The sequence below is a fragment of the Chromobacterium rhizoryzae genome, assembly GCF_020544465.1.
Taxonomy (GTDB): domain Bacteria; phylum Pseudomonadota; class Gammaproteobacteria; order Burkholderiales; family Chromobacteriaceae; genus Chromobacterium.
On the sequence record NZ_CP066126.1, the window covers coordinates 4,832,705 to 4,853,802 of the forward strand.

Below are 21,098 nucleotides of genomic sequence, written 5' to 3' on the forward strand. Positions count from 1 at the left end.
TTGCCACGGCCCGCCCGAATAGGCAAAGCAATGGCAACGGATACGCTGTGGAAACAGCGCATCCGCGGTAGAAGTCCAAGTCGGGAGACTAAACCCGAGCGCCGCGATTGCTGCGGCGCGGGGGCTATTGTTGGGGAGGAGCGGGAGAGCGTCAAGCCGGCGGCACCCGGCAGCACAAGAAAGCCGCGCCTGGCGCGCCGCGCGCGGCGGAGGCAAGCCATCGCTTGGGCTAGGAATAGCGTTAAATCGGCTGTTCAGGCTGCTTCGCAAAATGCCGGCGCACCCACTGCTCGCACAACAGCCAAAGCTGCGGCGCGCCTTTTTGGATCACCGGGCCATAACGGGACAACACCTGCTCCAGCGAAACATCGTTCTGCGTCCAGGTCCCGCCGCCGGTAAAGACATTGATCAGCAAAGGCTGGAAACGATCCAAAGCCTTGGCGAAACAGGCGTCGGCGCTTTCCGCGCGCTCAAACTCGCGCCACAGCGCCAGCAGCTCAGCGCCCTGCTCCGCCGGCAGCAAGCCAAACAAACGCTCCGCCGCCCTCGCCTCCGCTTCCGCCTGCGCCCCAGGCACGGCCTGGCCGTGGATAGGGAAATCGCCGGCATCCACCTCCACCACATCGTGCAGCAGCAGCATCTTGATCACCCGCTCGGTGTTGACCGGACCGCTGGCGTAATCGCCCAGCAACAAGGCGTACATCGCCAGATGCCAGGAATGCTCGGCCGAGTTCTCCCGGCGGCTCTGGTCCAGCAACGGCGATTGCCGCAGCACCGACTTCAAGCGGTCTATCTCTCTCAGAAAATTCAGTTGCCGTTCCAAGGCCGATACTTGCATCGCTTATCCCGCATTCAGATCTGTTTCGCCACGGAGGAGGATTATAGCTGTGGTCCGGATCGGCACCATCATGGGATGAGGGGGAGCAGCCGCGTCTCATTGCGCAGGTTGGGATGAGTAGGAAGGCAGTTCTGGCCAAGGAGCCAAGATCGATCTCTCTGTGTCCTTATCGTCCAGAGTGGCCATCCATGGCGACTTATCATCAGTCAGAGTGGTCATCCAGTCACCAAGAGTAGAACGGCAGGCGGTCGCTACCTATCCGTCCTTTAAGGAATTACGGGCATGGGTTAACTAGACCATATCAAATCAATCGTCATGTTTACCCTCTATCTATAACTGTTAGACTAGTAGAATTATGCCAAAACACTGGTTTATAAAATCACCCCGCACAGGAAGCAGAATATGACATACCGCTATGCTGGAATCGTGGTCGTAGGAGATGCCATTACGGTTGTAGATGCTCAAATACCGGATGACGAAAACGCGCCCATTACCATACTTTCTGACACCACTTGGACTCTGCAGAAAGGCGAACGAGGACCTGGTCTCTCCGTTCTCCACCAGCGTTGCTCTGATTATTTCCGTGAGAATGGGATCGATTCGGTCGTGGTTAAAGCAAGTGCACTACCCACAGGCTCAGTGAGACTGGCCGTACTAGAGAGTGCGGAGGTGAGAGGCGTAGTCATCGCTGCTGCTGCTTCGGCAGCCGAAGTTGAGATTCTTTCGAAGGCAGTTATCAGCCGGACATACGGAGAGAGAAAGGTTGACGAGTACTTGAAAGACGATAGCTTCTGGGATGAGCACATAGAGGGTGGCAAACTGAGGAAAACCAGCCGCGAGGCCGCAATGCTCATCATCGCTGCGAGGAATCGTTGATGGTAGGTGTTGTTCCAGCGCTAAATGTTGGCCCTAAGCTTGGCAATGGCCATTTCGGCGAGGTTTTTCTCGGTGAGGATGGTGTCCATGGCAGGGTGGCTGTGAAAGTACTGGCCCGAAAGCCTGGGCACTCTGACGATGAATGGCTGGCGTACAAGGCCGGCTTTCTAGCTGAGGCTCAGAAACTTTCGAAAGCCCGCCATCGAAATGTCGTCCAGGTCTTCCACATTGAAGAGCTTCCGGATGGAAATAGCATCCGTTTCTGCATGGCTTTCTGCCCAGGAGGCTCGCTTCAAAGCATCTTCGATGCGGGGCCGTTGCCACTGCTCCAAGTTCGCAAGATTGCAACTGAGGTGTCGCTAGGCCTAGAGGCATTGCACGCGCGTGGAATGCTTCATCGGGATATCAAACCTGGCAACATCTTGATTGACGAAAGTGGAGTAGCCCAACTTGGCGATTTCGGACTTGTCACCGACGATTTGATCCTGGGCTACGGTTCGCAAGCAGGATACTGCGACCACATCGCGTACGAGGTTTGGCTTGGAAACGGTACTAGCACCAAGACAGACATCTGGGCTCTTGGGATGACCCTCTACCGTCTATTACATGGCAAGGTTTGGTACGAGGAGTCTCCTCCCGCACGAGATATAGTGCCTGATGGCGGATTCGCCAATACGCTCCGTTGGCTCCCACACATACCGAAAGCTTGGCGCAGATTGATCCGGAAGATGCTCAATGACGATCCAGCGCTTCGATACCAGACTGCTGGGCAGGTTCTCAATGCTTTGTCGGCATTGCCTACTCCGAGCTGGACGGCCACTGTAACTCCCGACCTGGTGAGGTGGGAGCAAACCTCGGGAAAGCGGTTAAAGGTGGTCGAATGGACTCGGCACCCCGCGCGTAAACATGAGTGGAAAGCATGGAGTGAACCAGCCGGGAAGGCCGGAAGAAAAATGTCTCTCGGCGGGTCGAACGGTCTTATCGGTCAGACGGAGGCGATAAAAAGACTTGAGACATTCTTAAGGGCTTAACCACTTAGGTAAAACGTAGCGAGCGGGGCAGTAAATACCGCTCGTTTCTATCTATTTGGGTAAGCGGCTTGAGCCCAAGGCGTTCTTCGGCAATCGATCGCCGCGACTCCGAGCAGGAAGGGCAATAAGAGTTGCTTGCTACCACTCCTTCACTCGGCTGCCAATAGCGCTGGCAGTGCTTGCAACGAGGGAGTGCTGCATTAAGATTTGCTTGCTTTAAGCTCATGGCTTCATCGCCCCTTGACATCTTGGTCAAAAAGCTTACTTTGATCTCTTAATACTTGACGATTTATGCATACAGTATGACCTCAAGTAGCGCTCTACACAAGCGACCATAGATGTATGCTGTTGTCGCTGGAAGTAAACAAACTTAGATATAGGAGTTTTGGTACCACTTTGCCTAGTTTGATCTACCGGTGAGTGGATAGGCTCTTGTTTGATAGATGCATTGGATGGCTGTTTCTAATGCACAATTAGTCACCTATCATTTCGTCTGCAAAGAGCAACTTTAGCCAACGAGCACCCCCTGCGATCCTTCCCTTACACATCATCAAACCAAGCAATCTCAAACGAAAAGAAGCCCTTCCGGGCCTCTTCGTTTCACGCTACTAGCAACCTGCAGATCAAGTCATCATCGTGACTGCCTTTATTCTTTCTGATCACTAGTGTAGGCGGTAAATAGAAGCGTTGGCGCCCAAAGCCACAAAGCACTAACATACTGAAATTAAATAAAATTTTTACAAAACCAACACTTCATACTTGTGAAAGAACCCCACCTTTCAGGCTTTTTCGCTCTTGGGAAATAAAAGCGTTGGTTTTGGCGTCTGCTGGCGCAAGGAAATCAGCCCCCGAGGTCACTAAGTTGGCATATCTTGATTGGCCACAGCACCGATGAAGAAAGAGAACCTGGGGCGGACTATCTGTTAACTACTGCACTCGTCAACCGCACTCAAGCTACCACCTGGAGACTGGACAGCAGCCCGCCTGCCTCACTAGTCCTGTGGTCTCCAATTCGCATGGGTCGGTGTAGGGCTCCAACAAGAGGACATGCGAACTCTAATGCTGTAAGCCAACGCAGCCGAGCCCAGGAGCGCGGCTGTCTTTTTACGATTTTCGGGAGAGACGCTGCCAGGCGACCCGTCAGCTTTGCTCCGAGGAGTGGTCCAATGACTCCAGTAGGGACTCTCCCGGTCTTCCGTGATGTCGGGCCTGCCTGCAATGATTTCATCAGTACCAGGGACGTTATTGTGCGTCGCCTTTGTTGGCGTATTGGCATCAAGCTGAGCAAGAAAATCATTCGGCTGCAACTTATTTCCAGACAGCCCCCCATTGGTAGAAAGCAATTTGGCTAGCCGACCATACATGTCGCCAAAGTAACCGGCAATTTTATAGTCGTCTGTAACTTCAAACAGAAAGAACTCGGACTGGGGCTGTTCTGCTGTGCCTCTTGAGGTTAACGACAGCATATAAGGCGTCTCGCCTGTCGAGAAGATACACTCAAACGTCACCCCGCCTTGCCGACTTCGAAAGCGCTGGTGCTCAACAGCTTCTCCATGGGCATTCAATGTGTTAAGCATGCTCTCATGCAGAGCCTTAAGGTTTTTCATGAACATGGCCATCCCCTTTTACAAAGTGACAATACGGCTACCTAGTTCTGTATCGAAGCGCTCTGCAGGGTCATTTTACTCGCACAGAGAGTCTTCGGACTGTATTCCCGCGCGCCCCAATGCGCCCTCTGGCTTCAGTGGTTCCCCACCAAATCCCCTTGTATGGGGATTGGGCTAATAAGTAGCATATTCTTGCTGGTTGTTACGAGGTCGAATGCCTTTGCGACGGCCAGTGTCAGCTTTTTTCTTCACTAGCCGCGCGACAAGCCAGCATTAGTTGTAGCACGCTCGGATTTCCCTTGGACAGCCGCTCAACCTCGGCTAAGTAACCAAAACGTTGATGCAGTGCCAGGGCAATGGCGCATGAACGGGAAAATCCACCTTCGCAATGCACAACTAATGAATGAACGTCACCAGGCAAGCCATTCACGAAGTCGAGGATTTGGGAGGCTTGAGAAGGCGTGAACGCATTTTGAGCTTTTTGCTGGGCCTTCTTGGAGAGGGAGGAATTAAGGAAGTCTACATCCTCGAAGCTCAGGCGGAGCAAGTACGCGAAACCGTCAACCGCTGCAATCGGGCGCTCTGGTGCAGTGATGGAAATCATGGCTACCGCTGGCAATCTGGGCAATTTTTCCGCTTCAGGGCGAGATAACGCAAATACCTGACGCCTCCCATCCTTCGGTGGGTGGTACAGCTTATCGACTACCTCTTTGAGACGTCTCACAGTCCATTCCCCATTGCATATTTACGTGCGCTCAAAAGTACATGTCGTCTGACCGAATCATAGCGTGCTCTGGGAGGGGGGAGGAGATAACCGCTAGAGGTGGGGCCTGGGTTCTTTGAAACCGTTCAGCACCTTGAGAATCATCGCTTACTATTGTGACTACTGCTACGCAGTGGCAATGTGAGCAGACATCTCCGTAGAACAGAGAAAGCTAAAATACTGACTCAGTTGTCCGCAGCAGCCCAGGGGACTGAGTCGGTCTCGCTACCACGCTAGGGAAGGTCTGAACAAATCCCCCGCCTTCCCTAAGCAAAAGCCCCAAAACAACGATGACAACAAATCCTAACCGGTTAGATTGTGAGACGCGTGAGAGCACAATTGCGTCCCTTTGCCATGCATTTCAGTGTTCCGCAGAATCGTTTCTGCCATTTGTGCAGGACCCTATACATGGTCTGGATTACGATGAGCACTGGCGAGACTTGCCTGAATTTCAGCAATACCTCTTCGAAAGAGTCTCCTTACACTTTGGCAACCCACAGTTGCCTTCAGAGGTCTGCTGGTTCCATGGGACACGAGTCCCACACGGAACCACCTTCCGGGACGGCATTTTTCCCTTGGGGCAGCGGCTTGACTCCTTAAAAGAAGCCATCCTGGCCACTCTGGACAACGACCAACATCAAGAACAAGTTCGTCAGGCTTTTGCCCGCAAAGGCGGTTGTGCCCACCATTTTCGCGAAAAGATAACCAATTCCATGCACTGGGGGCCCTATGCCATTCTGATACGAGAGTTGGCCTTCCATGCAGAATCCTGTTCCCAACATGATTATCTGGCTATGCCGGAAATCATTGAAGACCTCTGTGAAGAGATACGTAACGCTTGTAAGTTGGATTTGTTGCCCATCTTCCAGGAACGTTGGCAACCCGCTCTTGTGAAATTCGTCGCAGTTGCTGATTCGCTGGTGGAAACCTATCTGGGGGTGGCTCTCTGTTACTTGAGGTCAGCCCTATTGGAAGGGGCGCCTGATAGTAATTCGGCTATGTGCTTCGATGGGGAAAATACCCCTGTTTCTCCGGAGCAAATCATCCGAGTGGACTTTGTCTAGCATATTACAAGTTTGGATAAGAAAAAGCCCTTGGGCACTCTTACCCCAAGATACGGATACATATTTACAGGCTAAGCAGCGGACAATCCCGAGTAGCCCTTGGCATTTCCGAGGTGATATTCTAAATGGGTTGCTTGGCGAGCCGACATAGCCTATTTGAGACAAGCCGCGTGCAGACTTTGTTGGCTCTTGCGGCCCGCAAGCTACCGAACTGACATCGACACATGTGGGGCTGGAGCAGACGGTGTCTGTCGACGCCATATAAGAAAATTTCGGGGGATGCATGATTGAACCAATTCACTCATTGGCCTTTTCGATGCAGGCCAATCGCGGCGTGTATGCCGTGCTCTTCGGGTCTGGACTGTCACGGTCGGCCAGGATTCCGACAGGTTGGGAAATCACGCTAGACCTAGTACGCCGCCTTGCGGCCGTGGGTGGCGAAGAGTGTGGTGTAGACCCTTCTGCGTGGTACCGCGACAAGTTCCACAAAGAGCCGGACTACTCCGAATTGCTCGACGCGCTGGCCAAGACCCCCGCGGAGCGACAGCAACTGTTGCGGCAATATTGGGAGCCAACCGAACAGGAGAAGGAAGAAGGGGCAAAACAGCCCACGCCAGCCCACCGCGCCATTGCCGACTTGGTTGCCAAGGGCTTTGTGCGAGTCATTGTGACGACCAACTTCGACCGCCTGATGGAACTGGCGCTGCTTGATGTCGGGGTCACGCCTACGGTGCTCAGTAGCTCTGACCATGTTCACGGCGCAATGCCGCTCATCCATACGCAATGCTGCGTATTTAAGGTCCACGGCGACTATCTCGATACTCGCATCCGGAACACTCCCGAAGAGTTAAGTGGCTATCCCGCCGAGTTCGACACTTTGCTCGACCGTATCTTCGATGAGTTCGGCTTGATTGTTTGCGGTTGGTCTGCTGACTGGGATGAAGCGCTGCGGCGTGCCATCTTCCGCGCACCATCGCGGCGATTTGCCACCTATTGGGCCGTTCGTGGGGAGCCAAGTGACGCAGCGAGACAGCTTATTGAGCACCGAGGTGCCCAGGTTGTCTCCATCACAGATGCCGATAGCTTCTTCAGCACGGTACATCGGCAAGTGGAGGCTCTGGCAGAATTTGCGAGACCTCACCCATTGTCTACGGCCGCCGCCGTTGCCGCCCTGAAGCGGTACATGTCCGAGCCACGCTACCGGATTCAGCATGCCGACTTAGTTGAAGGCGAGGTCGAGCACGTACTGTCCGAAATTGGACTCGACAAATTTCCCGTCCAAGGCGGGCCGCCCCCTGATGCGGCCCAGTTCAACCATCGAGTTAAAGCCTATGAAGCTGCGATGACCACGCTGGTTGCAATGGCTGTTGAGGCTGGGCGATGGGCAGATGATGGCCACCAAGAGGTCTGGGTACGAGCCCTTCAAAAGCTAGCGGCCGGGCGAGCACAGGGAGGTGGCTATACCTTGTGGGCAGCGTTGGAGCGTTTTCCAGCCACCCTTCTCCTCTTTGCTCTCGGTGTGCCGGCTCTCGAGTCGGGTCGGTACTTTTTTGTTCAGCGTTTGCTTTCGGCCATCATTGAGAGGGAAAACAGGGAAAACAAGCTGGCCGTACACCTACTTCCGCCGTACTGTTTACTTCAGGATGACAGCGCCAAGTTGTTGGAGGGGAAGGAGCGCCATCGCGCTCCACTGAGTGAGTGGCTGTGTGAGTGGTTGGCATCGTACCTGGAGCAGCGCTATGCAAACGCGAAAGCATACGTGTTGGCCTTCGATAGATTTGAACTCGTATCAGCCCTTGCATATGGCGCAAACACAAACCCAAGTGAGCATTTCGGGTATTGGGCACCTCTCGGTGGCTTTGGTTATAGATATAGTAATCGAGAGCAAATCACCTCATCGCTAAGGTCACAACTGGCTAAGGATGGAGGCAATTCTCCTTTGGTCACAAGCAATTTGTTTGGTATCACGGCCGACGAGTGTGGCAAGCAGCTAGATGCGTTGGAGGCATTTATCCAGAAACTACAATGGTGGTGATGGATAGGGCTTTATCTTAGGTAGGATACTCCAGCCGCAACATATTGAGGCAAACTAGCGTCGGACGACAGCTATCACCCATAACAACAAGGAGAGGCGCATGTCGCTCGCAGTCGAAAATCCAGCCATCCAAGACGTCCTGGATTTACAGACCGGCCAGCATCATCCCGTCACGAAGGTTATTAGCTCGGATTACGCTGAGGTAATGAAACTTCGGATGGCATTGCGCACGCAGATTAATAAGCAGGAGCCGCTTTACGCTTGTTCTTTATGCGGTATCCCTGTGTACCTTGTGAGTTGCCCAGACAAACAACACTTCTTTTTCAGACATGAACTTGAGGACGACAGATGCCCCGCGCGGACCCGGGGCGAGCTGTCCCAGCAGGAAATCAACGCCCGAAAATACAACGGTGCCAAAGAAAGTGCCTTGCATCGCCGGATGAAGGATTGGGTCGTGCAATGCCTTTCCGCGGACCCCAGGTTCTCTCAGATTCGCAGTGAAGACACTTGGAAGGGCTCCTTGGGCCAGTGGCGGCGCCCGGATGTGCAGGCGATGTATGGCGATATTCCGGTCATCTTCGAGATTCAGCTTTCAACGACATACCTGAATGTTATCGCCGAGCGGCGCCAGTTCTACCTACAGGAAGGGGCTCTGCTGTTCTGGATATTCGCCCAGTTTGAGGATGATAACCGGCGTCTGACGCAAGACGATGTGTTTTTCAATAACAATCAAAATGCTTTTATTGCTAACCGAGAGACCGTCGCAACTTCCCTCAAACAGGCCGCGTTCCATCTTGAGTGCATCTGGGCACAGCCAGCGTCGACCAACTTGTCCCGGCAGGTTGTTGCTTTTCACGACTTGACGCTCGACCTAGCGGGGCAACGTGCGTTCTATTTCGATTACGACAAGGCTCTGCAAACATGGCAGAAGCAAGAATCCGCTCCGGAAACCCTGCGCCGGAAAGCATTCGAAGCCTTCTGGCTTGACTATGCGGCAGACCGAGGCTCTGTCGACTACAAAACGTGGGGGGCGCTTCGGACACAGTTTAGCCAGAGCCCATACCCCTTGCCGGAGTTCCCCAGTTATCTACCCCGTACAATATTGAACGCCTTGTATTCAGCAAAGCATGGCCACCCAGTGGGTTGGAATTACTCGACATTGGTGGAGATTGCGCACTGGATTGCCAGTGCCCAAAAGCCTGTGTTGCAATTATTTCGGAGGGCTCTGCAGGTCTATAATCGCGCGGAGCAAATTAAAGCAGAAGACCCAACGGGAAAATGGAGGCAAAAAGTAAGAATGTACAAATCCGCCATTAGCCAAGGCGACTCATCTTACCTCCCGGATACGAGTCATCATGAACTTATCGATATGCTTTTTCCTGAATTAGACATCCTCGAACAGTCCTCAACGTTAAAATTATGATTCTCATCAATATTTGCCGGCAACCAGAACCATGCATTTAGGGCTGTCATCAAGGCAGATACTCCGTAACCTGTTCTTTTTGTCAGGCTTCATAAAAGATTATCAATCTCTTGAGCTAATGCATTGCTGGCCTAGGCATGGGAACTTAATATATTTAAGCAACCTAACGATAGCGTGTCTCGGCCATCACCCTCTCCGATGAGGGTGTTTTTTATTCTGCAACAGGATTTGTCGATGGACCTTAACCTCAACACCCTGCTCGCCAGTTTTGCATCTGCTTTCACTCAAGAGCATCGCCTACTGACCCTTTCATTGGGAGAGGGACAGATTGCCGCCGAGCAGATGCTGCCGCAAAGCCTGGAGGGCACGGAAGGCGTTTCGCAATCCTATCGCTATCTGTTGACTTGTTTATCCCCATCCGACGGCATCGAGCTAAAGGCATTGCTGGGGCAGGCAGCCCGTATTGGCATCAAAGATGCCAATGGTGCGGAGGTAATTCGCTGCGGCATTGTATCGAGTGCAGAACGCTTAGGTGCCGACGGCGGGTTCGCGCAATATCGGATTGCGGTGGAGGCTCCCTTTTCGCTTTTGCGCCATCGACGCACAGCGCGTGTGTTCCAAGATATGCCGGTTTCGGAGATTGTGCGGCAGATTATTTCGGAGCATCAAACCGCGAATCCGGTGTTTGCTCGTGTCCAGTCACTGGCATTCGAAACCGCCGAGCTGCCGGTTAGAAGCTACTGCGTGCAATACAAAGAGAGCGACTTCGATTTCATCGTACGGCTGTTGCACTCCGAGGGGTTGGCGTGGCGCTTTATGCACCTGGATGACGATGGCCCCAAGGTCAAGTTGGTAGTGTTCGATGACGCCCACAATTTGCCGCAAGCAGCTGTCGGCCGGGTGCGGTTCCATCGTGCCGACGCCTCAGAAAAAGAGGATGGCCTCACGGCCTGGGCATCGCAACGCCAGGTGATGTCAGGGCAAACGGCGCTGGCCAGTTTCGACTACAAACTGGTCGCCACGCTGCACGCTGCCCAGGACAGTGCGCAGCAGTCGGGACAGAGCGGGCAGGCGCTGCAGTCGACCCTGCAAAACTACGATGCGCCCGGCATCTACCTTGCCGGCGACGAGCAAAAACTGAACCACTACGCCAAATTGCGCCAGCAGGCGTTGGACCTGCAGTCCAAGCAATTCAGCGGCAGCGGTACCGTGCGCGGCCTGCTGCCTGGCGAATATTTCCGTCTGGACGACCACCCCGCGCACGATGCCGACGCGGCGGCGCAACGCGAATTTGTCGTCACGCAGCAAACCCTGCGTGCCAACAACAACTTGGGCGCCGACCTGACCCAACAGCTGAGACAGGCCGCCCCGCGCCTGGTGCTCGAGCCCACAGACAACGCGCCGCCGTTTCAGACCACCTTCCAAGCACAACGCCGCGGCATTCCACTGACGCCGCCATACGCGCATACCGAACATGCTGCGCACACGAGCCTTGGCCCGCAGACCGGGACCGTTGTGGGGCCAAAAGACTGCCGCGAGGTGTACACCGATGAATTCGGCCGTATCAAGGTACAGCTGCATTGGCAAAGAGCCGCAGAGCACCCCACCATCGGCGCCAATATGGATGAGCGCTCCTCCTGCTGGCTGCGCGTCGCCATGCCCTCGGCCGGCGCTGGTTTCGGTCACATGCATCTTCCGCGAGTTGGCCAAGAAGTCCTGGTCAACTTTATCGAAGGGAATATTGACCGTCCTGTCGTCACCGGTGTTTTGTATAACGGCAGCCATATGCCGCCTCAGTTCAGCGGTGCCGGCAGCCTGCCAGGCAACAAAACGCTGTCCGGCATCAAATCCAAGGAGCACGACGGCCAGGGCTATAACGAACTGCTATTCGACGACACGCCAAACCAAGTCCGGTCACGGTTAGCCAGCACACACGGCGCCACGCAACTCAATCAAGGCTATCTCACCACGCCAAGACAAGACGGCAAAGCGAACCCCCGCGGTGAGGGCTTCGAGCTGCGCACCGACCAACACGGCGCTATCCGCGCCGCCAACGGCCTGCTCGTGACCACCGAGGCGCAGAACGGCGCCGGCGGCAAACAGCTGGCACGTGAGTATGCTAGCAGCCAACTGCAGTCTGCGCTGGCGCTGAGCCAGGTGCTGGCGGAAGCCGCCACCGCCCAGCAGGCCGACACCATGGAGACCGGCCCAGAGGAAATCGACGCCGACAACAGCAAGGGGCGTCAACGGCCCATAGGCCACCTGCAGCACCAGCTCGATGCGCTGCACGCCTGGGAAGCTGGGACCAACACCGATTCAGACGGCAAGATGGCTACCGGCGACCAGGCTGGCCAACAACCGCTGCTGGTACTGTCGGCGCCGGCCGGCCTGGCGAGCGTGTCCGAGCAGAGCCAGACCCTGGCTGCCGGCACCAACCTGGACCTGATTGCGCAGCGCGACCTCAACCAAACCTCCGGCCGGCGCTGGTTGGCCAATGTCGGCAAACACATCAGCCTGTTTGTCGCCGGTGTGGCGGACCAAGTGACCATGAAGCTGATTGCCGCCAAAGGCAAAGTCCAGGTACAGGCGCAAGAAGGCGAGATGGAGCTGACGGCCTCCAAAGATGTGGCTATCACTTCGACCAAAGGCCGCATCACCGTCACCGGCAAAGAAGAAATCTTGCTGACCTGCGGTGGCGCGTATATCCGGCTCAAAGGCGGCAACATCGAGCTGCACTGCCCGGGCAAAATCAGTATCAAGGGCAGCAGCCACGAGATGAGCGGACCTGCGAGCGTCTCGATGCCGATGCCGTTCCTGCCTAAAGGCTATCAGCGCAGCTATATCCTGCAAGACGAAAAAACTGGCGAGCCACTGGTCGGCAAAGCGTACCGGCTCAAATTGGCGAATGGCCGCACGCTGTCGGGTTACACCGACTGGCAGGGCAAGACGAGTGCCGCCTTCACGCCGAATGCCCAGCCGGTGGGGCTCGAGGCGCCCAAGCCTCCGGTCGAACAGGACTACACCCTGTACGGCTATGGCACTGGCCAAGCGGAGCGCGGGCTGCAGTTGAAAGACGACAACGGAGAAGACGCCTGATGGCCAAGTACCAACCAGCCGGGAGCACGATGACCATCGTGGAAGAGCGTCCCGAGTATGCCAAATTGCCCCATCCGGCCAACAAGCCCTACCTGACCGAGAAGGCCGACAAGGCGATTCTGGCCCCCAAGGCGGTAGAGGTGACCAGCAAGAAAACCGGCCGCCGCTATAACCTCAATATGCGGCAAATCACCATGTCTACGCTGATTCGCCTGGATGAGTATGGGCATGGCTTCAAATGGTTCTACAAAGCCGAGGTGAGCTTCGACATGAAGCGGAACCCCCCGATTCCCTTTCTCAGCTCTAGCTTGCGCGCGGAAGGGAGCAATCGACGGCATACCGTCAACCCGTTTCCCAAAGGGTTATCGAAAGGCTATTTGCGGCGCCCTGACCTGATTATTGTGAAGGATAAGGAAACGCGCTGGCCTGGCCGTACAGCTGCGGACCATGATGGCGTACCGCATGGTGATAATTTGGCTCGAGTAGTGGAGATTAAATTTCCAGGCGACTATTTGGAATGGCGGCAAGAACAGGCCTACCAAGATATTTCTGGGGGACCAATTCGGTTCACCGTGCTGGATGTGCGTGACCGCCGCAAGGAAAAGGAATCGACGCAACCAGCTAAAGCGCCAGTATTTAGTTCGCAGTCACAAACCCAATCCAAGTCACAAAGCCAGCGCGTACCGGCGCCTATCTATAGCCCAGTGCCTGTCTCAACCCCCGGCTACATCCAGGACTGGGGTACACAGTTACAACGCGAGCTGCATGAGATGTGGGCCGGTGCCAAGAAAGGCATGGAGGGCCTGGCGAAAGATACCCGCGACTGGCTGGCACAAGAGGCCGCTTGGCTGTTAGAGTCAGGCCGCTGGGTGCTCGACCAAACCAGTCACGCCTGGACCTGGGTCAACGAGCAAGGCCGCATGCTGGCGAGTTGGACCGAGGCGCAATTGAAGGCGGTATGGGCCAAGATTGAACGCTACTGCGACATCGCCTGGAGCGAGATTAGCCAGATTGAGTGGGGGCAGATTGTGCTCAATGTCAGCAAGGTGGTGGTCGGCATTGCACTGGTGGTGGCGGCCGCCGTGGTGATGGTACTTGCCCTGCCGGCTGAGCTGGTGGCCGGCTTCCTCGCCTGCGTGGGGATTCTCGGTGGTGCCACGATGGCGACCACGGCATAGATTAGGATTGAGAAATGGAACAAACATCGCTACCGCGGCAGCTGCAACGACTGCAGCAATACCAGGGTGATTTGACGGGGACCATGGGTACCGACGACACGGTGGTCATTCGTCCTGGCTTGATTGCTACCTTCTTCTACGAGGGTGGCAGTACGGTGGCCGTACGTCACAAAATCGTCGAGTGTTTCGATTACTTTTATGAGCTGTTTGGCGCCCAGTTGAAAGGCAAGTTTTTCTCAGGCGAAAAGTTTGGCCAAATGACGACGGCCATCTACCAACGGTGCCGGACGAAAGCCCTGGAGCTCGTCGACCCGGATGATGCGCTGGAGTGGCTCATTACCTCGGAAAAAACCAAGGACTACGCACCCAGCTACCAAATGGGGTGCCTGACCATTCAACGTGTACACGAGGAGTGGGGAAGAAAGTCTTTCCTGAAGTTCGCTTTACCCGCCGAGATACTCCTTTCTGCCAATGGCCGTGAGCAATATCAACGCCTGGTGGCGTTTATTGCCAACAAATTGAATCCGGTTCACGGCTACGGTGGTTTCTCATCGATTCTCCCCGCAGACTATCACCAGTACATGCCGTACGAGTACGAGCTAGCCCAGCGTTTCATCGGTCTGGACGTAGATACTCGGGCATTTGTGGCGGGGGCGTTTGAGTTACAACACCACATCAAGGGCGCCAACTGGCTAACTATCCTGGGTGATGGCTTCGTGCAGCAGTTGGGCGGAGAGGCGGCCATTCGTGCGCAACTCGCAGCCTGGCCTGAGATTACCTTTAGCACCTACGCCAGCGGCTTGATGATTCAGGCCGGCGAGTACCCCGACCTTGGCGCACCAGAGGATGGCGCCCCCATCCCCTATGTCGCGGTAAACCGTGCTGTGAAACCAGTGCGCACCACCGAGCCGGGCTCGCTGCACTACTACCTGCCGCAACAGAATGGCTTTGATGAAGCGGAATCCGGTAGCTGGTACGCGCGCTTCGACAACATCCCCCTACCCACCCCGGAGCCTACAGTGGAACACGCTGCACCAGGTGGGCGGTGTGAGGGTGGTCAACCGTGCCCACAGAGCGGCTTCTGGTGGACACCGGCCAAGAAAGGCGCCGAGCGCCATTTCGAACAAGGTGAAGTCATGCCTGATTTCCCGAGTTCAAAGTATGGTGACACGATTTGGTATTTGGACACTGTTTAAGACCATTATGGTGTCATGATGTCGCTGGTGCACCAGCACACTGCAGAATGTCAGGCCGATGCCGCGGTTAGGTTTGCTGCCCACGCTGCCATTCCTGCCAGGTCCAAATAACGACTAGTGTATGCCTTGCGTAGTAATGAAGCCGGTAGCGCCCAGTCCCATTTCTCTCGTTGAAGGTTATCTCTTTCTGAAAACAGGTCAGCCATGCACTCAGGCTGAATGCCTTGTTTCAGGGCTTGGATTATTTCTGCTATCTCTCGGGAGCTCTTCTGAACTTCGACAAAAGGGCCGGCTAGCATGGCTTCAAAGCCGTGATATCTCAGCAAACAAGCAATGGCCTCATTCACATCGTCTCCAAGCCAGGCCAAGACGACTACGCTACTGCCCAAGTCGAGGAACGCCGTCTCGTGCAGCCCAAGCCGATGATAGCTTTGTCGTGCCTCCATCAAAAACTGGGCCGCTGTTGGGTCAAGATAAGCCGGTGAGTCACCGGCCTCCAGCACCTCGCGCATGCGTTGCCTGACTTTGGAATGTGTGCGGCCTGCGCCTCCAGAAAATGCTGGAGCGACACCTCCACGGGCTTTTTCCACAACAACCATTTTCTCGTCTTCGAGCACCTCTTTTACTTTCCACGTCCGGCCACCGAACAGAATCCGCTGGCCCTCGGCCAACATCTGCGATACCGGTAAGGTTCCAAGCGTTCGATTGCCGCAAACGATGCGGAATTCTTCTTCTGAAGCGAATGCGGCAAAAAAGCTGTAGTGATTAACGAATTTTTCACCAAGTTGGCCATGGAGGAGCAAACCAGATGACTCTTGAACCAATAGCTCTTTCTGCCCCATATGGCGAATTAGTGCGACAAACTCATCTTTACTAACGCCGGAGAAGGGGCAACCAGGAGCACAGAGGAACCCGTAGAGCTGACCAATGGTGGCGCCACCGTACTGCGCGATGATGGAGAGCACCTGCTGCACAAGCGTGGACAAGTGCATACCATGTACTACTGGTGGTTCAAACCAGCCCTCTATCAGCAGCGAAATCATCGCAATGGTCTGAACGGTATTTAAGCGCAAGTCCGTAGCCAATGAGGATTTTCCACCTAAAGCATTTTCTATGGTGTAGCCCCGCAGAATGGCAGGCTCACCTTTCCTTCGACCAGAGCGCCCCAAGCGCTGGCGTAGGCTGGCAACTGAAGGAGGAGGGCCAATTTGGGCCACACTCTTGACCGCGCCAATATCAATACCGAGCTCGAGCGTGTTCGTACATATAGCCGAGGCGGGGCGCTCCTTCTGTTTCAAAGCGGCTTCGGTCTCCAGGCGTAACTCTTTGGACAGACTACCGTGATGTGGCCAGAACTCGTTTGGCACCTGTTGTTCATCACAAAAGCGGTTGAGTAAATAGGTGTAGCGTTCGACCTCACGGCGTGAGTTCGGAAAAATGAGGTTGTTAGAGCCTCTCAAGTTTTTGAGGAGATGTGTAGCGATGGCCGCAGGCATCTTGGGTTCAGGGGGCTCTTCATCATCGTCATCCGCGGCCTTGGCGTCATCGACAAAGAAGGTCTTGCTCTGGACGACCAGGGGTTCTTCATAGCCTTTCAGAAGGATGCGCAGCTCCCCACCTTCTGATTTTGATACGACCATCGCTACGCCTGCTCTACCGCCGGGACGGAGAAACTCCGCAGCTAGATTCATATCCCCCAACGTTGCAGATAGCCCAATTCGCGGAGTTGTTCTCTTGATGGCGGTGTCAATCCGATGTAGCAGTGACTGTAGTTGTTTACCCCGTTCCGAGCCGATAAATGCATGCAGCTCATCAATCACGAAATAGGCCACACGCTCGAACAGGGCTGCAACTGCCGTGCCTCGATTGCAGAGCTGCGCTTCCAGCGACTCCGGTGTAATGAGCAGCACCCCGTGCCGTTGAGATGTGAACTTGGCCTTGGTTGAGGCCGCAATATCACCATGCCAGGGCCACACCGGTATCTCTAACTGCTCGCAGAGGCGCTCTAGTCGACCGAATTGGTCGTTGATGAGCGCCTTCAATGGGCTGATGTAAACGATAAGAGCCGGGGTTTCTTGCTGCAGGAGATGGGTGAGTGCAGGCAAGAACGCCGCTTCAGTCTTACCTGCTGCAGTTGCCGCAGCCACGATGACATCTCGGTCAGCCCCTACGATGAGTGGGATGGCGGCTTCCTGAGCTTCTCGCAGCGCCTCCCACTGCTCTTGCCAGAGAAAGCGCTGGATGCGTTCATCCAGCAGGAAAAACGAGTTAGAGGTACGCGATGCCATCGCGCGGCTTACATTTTGAAGGATGCAAATTCGTCGTCATCCTCGCCCTCAACCGCCAAATCTGCGTTACCACCAGTGTCGGCGAGCACTTCGACGCCCCCCAGCAGCTCCTGCCATGCTGTGCCAGGGTTTTGCTCCAAGATAGCCAGCAGGTTGATGAAGGACGTAATGGTAGTTCGGGGCGTACGAAAGTAAGCATCGCCAATCCGTTTCGAGCAATGCTCCATGAAACTGAAGATACCTTGGTCTGGAACGAGGTATTTGCTCTCGTCACCCAATGCAAATACTCCCCGAATCTTCTGTAGTAGCACGTAGAAGTCTTCTGGCGTCAGGCTTGATAGTCGAACGACAGGACCGCTTAAGTCGACTAACTCCCCTGTTGCAAAGCTGTTCTGGGCGAGTCGGCTCTGCAAAGCCGGATAGCTATACAGCCCCCGTCTTGGGTCAAGGAGAAACTCAGGCGTGCCTCCAAGGATAAACCCAAGGCCTTCAGCGGAGCCTTGGAGCGAATCGTTCAGAATACGCAGAATCTGTTCGTAGTTGGAGTTGCGCGCCTGCGTATTTGCCAACTTGTAGAGGTTGACTAGCTCATCAAGGCTAACCAGGAGACCAGTGAACCCTGCCAATCTTACGAAGCGCGACAACAGCTTAAGCTGGTCGTAAATGGAGGCATCATCGACGATGCTACGTACCCCAAGTGCTTGCCTAGCATCCGTCTTGGTCGAGTATTCCCCACGCAACCAACGGATAGCATTGGCTTTGAGTTCTTCATTGCCCTCTTCGAAGCCTCGGCAGTAGGCCGCAATCACGTCAGCAAAATCGTAGCCATTAACCAATTCGGTGAGATGGTTGAGCCGCTCACGAATAATGGCCTCTGTGGCCAGGCCCTGCGTCTTGGCATCAGTCTTGGCCGTCGCGATGAACTTCTCGACGATACCAACCAGTGCGCCGCCTTCCGGCTTAGTACGCGTCGACAGATTGCGCATCAATTCAGCGTACAGCGAACGTGCTTGGCCCCCACTTGCATGTAGGCGGCGGTCAGGGTTCAGGTCAGCACTGGCCACCACCAGCTTTCGCTCCATAGCAACCGCACGCACTAAATTAAGAAAGAAGGTCTTGCCAGCACCATACTCTCCAATGACGACCCGGAATCCTGAACCGCCATCAGCAATCCGGTCAATATCATTAACCATTGTTTCGATTTCACGCGTACGGCCCACCTGGATGAGGTGCTGACCTGAACGTGGTACAACGCCGGCACGAAGAGATTGGAGAACAGAATCTCGGTCTTTCGGGCGAATGGTCGTAGTCATGCGTCAATCTTCTCCAGAACTTCAGCGTTAACCTCAATGGGGTCATCGCCTTCAGTGAAAGGGATATCATGGCTGTCGTAGGCGGCTTCATTAACCCGCTCAAGGGCGCCATCAAGCATCAGGTCCATGTCTGTGGCTACATCCTGCAGTTCGTCTCTTGTCCATTGGGGGCGAGAGATAAGTAGTCGGGCAAAGGCAGTATGCAACTCGTCAAGTCCCATCAGGCTTTGCGTGGAATGGGTCTCCAATACGGGGGCATCATCCGTGTTAGCTTGGTCCAAGTCTGTGTCAATATGGCCGATTCCTACTGGAACGTCTTCATTAAAAATATTGGCGAGGAGCGCGGAGACTTTAGCTGTATCACTTTGAAGTGCAGCGATGCGCGCAGGGTCTAGTGTAAAGCCTGATTTTTCAATTGTTTCTATCGCTATGGTTGTGGGAGAAGAGCCCGCAGCGACGGCATGCACATCACTGAATACCTTTTTGGGGTCAATCCCCAGTGCCTTATAAATTTTCTCCAGCATTTTCACTTCATCGGGAGTGACCTTGCCGTCCGTTTGGGCCACTGTCGCCATGAATGCGCCAAGGGTCTCTTTGGTTGCAACGTCTAGGGGCTCCAGCTTTTTCTTCAGTGCAGGGAGCGAGGCGGGAGTAATCACCAGCAGACGCAAGTGCGCCTTAAGCCGGCTGATGTGACTCGGGGTGAGATGGGTCCAGGACTCAATATGGTGCAGTAGGTTGTTCAACTCGTCCGCACTGAAATCTCCATCCGCGGCTGCGACAATAGAGGCTACTTGTAGTGTCAGCGCGGCGACTTGGTAAGCTGGAGTAGCGCGGGACGTTTCCTCTCCCGGTGGAATGGCAAAAAGTGCCAACTTGTCTTCTGGCTTAGGCAACCGAGCCCCGCTCAGGATGTCTGGCTCTATCCCAATAGACAGTGACTCCAGAGCTTTAGCCATCGCGGTGGCTTTGTCTTTGGTTAACGTCGTTCTTGCATCCAGAGTGCTGAGTAGCTCCTGGAAAGAAAGGACTAGCATGCCATCACCAATTTTGGCTTTTAGTTCGTCCAGGGTCTGCTTCGACGCTTCGGGCCACAGCACAGGTGGTAACAGTAGTAGTCCTTCGAGCGCACTTTCGGTCTCAGGGTTTTTACCAAGGTATCGGCTGTAAGCATCCAGTTCTTGAGTGACTGATTCTGTGAGCTCTGTAAGCTGCTTGATTGGCTTTGTCAGCACAGTAACGTCAGGAGTGTCCCCAAAGGTAGCGGTAATGCCTTTATTGCTTAGCGCCATTGATGCCGGCCGATACATACATTTCAGCTTGGTTTTATTTCTAGGCAGGACCATTCCTTCGCCAAACAATTCGGCATAGCGCAGACCAAATAGTTGGTCAAACTGCTTGCTGCAACGTGTTGCTGGGGTACGAAGGCGAATTACAGGAGAGTACATAACCCAGGAGCGAGCCAACGCGGCTGGAACAGGTGCGCCATCAACGGCTGCAGAGCCTAAGGCAAGCCGAATGTATAGGGGGACCTCATAGGATTGAGGGAGGTCGGGAATGGGGGCCCGGTACAGTGGGCTTGGCAAGTCTGCCAGAGAGAGCAGCTCGTATAAATTCCCTGCGTAGCTTCGAAATGACCCAGAACGATTACCGTAGATGCTGAGCAGGCGCCTCAGTTCGTTCGCTATTTGTGGAATTTCAGCTTTGGCTGCCGCACTCTCTTGTGCATCGTTTATCGCCCGGTATTCAAGGCCATAAAAGTAGAGAAAAACAAAACCAATATCGGCATCTGGGTCGCATTTCCCGGATGCAAGCCAATTGAGATAGGCCCGACGGGCCGTTGGTGTTGCCTCTGAATAGCTTGGCCAGTAGTCAAGTTGGCGTTCTTGGTAGTCGCCAGCTGCTGCTACTTTCTTAGCCGGGTCAATCCATGCCGGATTTGATGTATTACGAGGAGGCGTTCCGACATAGAGCAGCCCACCTGGGATGTGAATACCTGCGATATCTACGGATTCTCCCATCGGAATCCAATGGATGCCGGTTAAACCTGCCGGGGGCGGCGGCAGTCGATGCTCGTTATTATCTGAGGTGGAGGTATTGGACCGTACTGAAACAAGATTATCAGCCTTGGGGTGGGTAACGCTGCTTGCCATAGTTGTATCTACAGTAGGCTGCCCTTGAGAAGACTTGGTTACAGCATTGTAGATGTACTTGATGACAACAACCGTTAGCAGAACAGCCACGCCATACCACACCCAAATCGGAATCATAGAAATCGCGGCAATGACAATCCCTATCACAACTACGACACCAAGCGCTACCGACTCGCCAGCCTTAGTGCTGCGCCTTTTTCCTACAAAGATGTTACTGGCCTTCCGACGCCTAGCCAT

At 54.6% G+C, this 21,098-nt stretch carries 14 protein-coding genes; 8 read left to right on the forward strand and 6 right to left on the reverse strand.

What is annotated here, in order from left to right; genetic code table 11:
* Window positions 1-241: 241 nt before the first annotated feature.
* Window positions 242-838, reverse strand: coding sequence for an HD domain-containing protein (locus JC616_RS22080; protein WP_107800896.1), 597 nt, complete (start codon window positions 836-838; stop codon window positions 242-244).
* A 402-nt stretch (window positions 839-1,240) separates the two neighbouring features.
* Between JC616_RS22080 and JC616_RS22085 the strand changes: the two genes are divergently transcribed.
* Together JC616_RS22085 and JC616_RS22090 are read left to right on the forward strand one after the other, a co-directional pair.
* Window positions 1,241-1,714 carry a hypothetical protein gene (locus JC616_RS22085; RefSeq protein ID WP_227105477.1) on the forward strand — a complete coding sequence of 158 codons (474 nt, stop codon included), beginning with the start codon at window positions 1,241-1,243 and terminating at the stop codon, window positions 1,712-1,714.
* Window positions 1,714-2,745, forward strand: coding sequence for a serine/threonine-protein kinase (locus JC616_RS22090; RefSeq protein ID WP_227105478.1), 1,032 nt, complete (start codon window positions 1,714-1,716; stop codon window positions 2,743-2,745). Before JC616_RS22085 ends, JC616_RS22090 begins: the two co-directional genes overlap by 1 nt.
* Before the next feature lie 992 nt (window positions 2,746-3,737).
* Here JC616_RS22090 and JC616_RS22095 read toward each other — a convergent pair.
* Both JC616_RS22095 and JC616_RS22100 read right to left on the reverse strand, forming a co-directional pair.
* Window positions 3,738-4,358 (reverse strand): DUF6037 family protein, encoded by a 621-nt coding sequence (locus JC616_RS22095; protein ID WP_227105479.1) that lies wholly within the window; start codon window positions 4,356-4,358, stop codon window positions 3,738-3,740.
* A gap of 229 nt (window positions 4,359-4,587) precedes the next feature.
* Window positions 4,588-4,956 carry a hypothetical protein gene (locus tag JC616_RS22100; protein WP_227105481.1) on the reverse strand — a complete coding sequence of 123 codons (369 nt, stop codon included), beginning with the start codon at window positions 4,954-4,956 and terminating at the stop codon, window positions 4,588-4,590.
* A 599-nt stretch (window positions 4,957-5,555) separates the two neighbouring features.
* On the opposite strand from JC616_RS22100, the gene JC616_RS22105 reads away from it, so the two are divergent.
* The 6 genes from JC616_RS22105 (at window position 5,556) to JC616_RS22130 (ending at window position 15,107) form a co-directional block, all read left to right on the forward strand.
* The gene (locus tag JC616_RS22105; RefSeq protein ID WP_227105483.1) at window positions 5,556-6,179 is read left to right on the forward strand and encodes a hypothetical protein; all 624 of its coding nucleotides are present in this window, start codon (window positions 5,556-5,558) and stop codon (window positions 6,177-6,179) included.
* A gap of 283 nt (window positions 6,180-6,462) precedes the next feature.
* A complete protein-coding gene (locus tag JC616_RS22110; protein ID WP_227105485.1) occupies window positions 6,463-8,214 on the forward strand; it encodes an SIR2 family protein in 1,752 nt (583 codons plus the stop codon).
* Window positions 8,215-8,314: 100 nt separating this feature from the next.
* Window positions 8,315-9,637: a DUF6035 family protein gene (locus JC616_RS22115; protein WP_227105486.1), complete on the forward strand. Its 1,323-nt coding sequence runs from the start codon at window positions 8,315-8,317 to the stop codon at window positions 9,635-9,637.
* A 234-nt stretch (window positions 9,638-9,871) separates the two neighbouring features.
* The gene (locus tag JC616_RS22120) at window positions 9,872-12,733 is read left to right on the forward strand and encodes a type VI secretion system Vgr family protein (RefSeq protein ID WP_227105488.1); all 2,862 of its coding nucleotides are present in this window, start codon (window positions 9,872-9,874) and stop codon (window positions 12,731-12,733) included.
* A complete protein-coding gene (locus JC616_RS22125) occupies window positions 12,733-13,911 on the forward strand; it encodes a VRR-NUC domain-containing protein (RefSeq protein ID WP_227105490.1) in 1,179 nt (392 codons plus the stop codon). Before JC616_RS22120 ends, JC616_RS22125 begins: the two co-directional genes overlap by 1 nt.
* Before the next feature lie 14 nt (window positions 13,912-13,925).
* Window positions 13,926-15,107 carry a type VI immunity family protein gene (locus tag JC616_RS22130; RefSeq protein ID WP_107800903.1) on the forward strand — a complete coding sequence of 394 codons (1,182 nt, stop codon included), beginning with the start codon at window positions 13,926-13,928 and terminating at the stop codon, window positions 15,105-15,107.
* Window positions 15,108-15,157: 50 nt separating this feature from the next.
* Here the strand turns inward: JC616_RS22130 and JC616_RS22135 are convergent, their stop codons facing one another.
* The 3 genes from JC616_RS22135 to JC616_RS22145 are packed head-to-tail and all read right to left on the reverse strand — an operon-like array spanning window position 15,158 to window position 21,098.
* The gene (locus JC616_RS22135; RefSeq protein WP_227105492.1) at window positions 15,158-17,395 is read right to left on the reverse strand and encodes a DEAD/DEAH box helicase; all 2,238 of its coding nucleotides are present in this window, start codon (window positions 17,393-17,395) and stop codon (window positions 15,158-15,160) included.
* An 8-nt stretch (window positions 17,396-17,403) separates the two neighbouring features.
* Complete coding sequence (locus tag JC616_RS22140; protein WP_107800905.1) at window positions 17,404-18,708, reverse strand: ATP-binding protein; 1,305 nt, start codon at window positions 18,706-18,708, stop codon at window positions 17,404-17,406.
* Window positions 18,705-21,098 carry a tellurite resistance TerB family protein gene (locus JC616_RS22145; protein WP_227105494.1) on the reverse strand — a complete coding sequence of 798 codons (2,394 nt, stop codon included), beginning with the start codon at window positions 21,096-21,098 and terminating at the stop codon, window positions 18,705-18,707. The genes JC616_RS22140 and JC616_RS22145 overlap by 4 nt, the downstream gene beginning before the upstream one ends.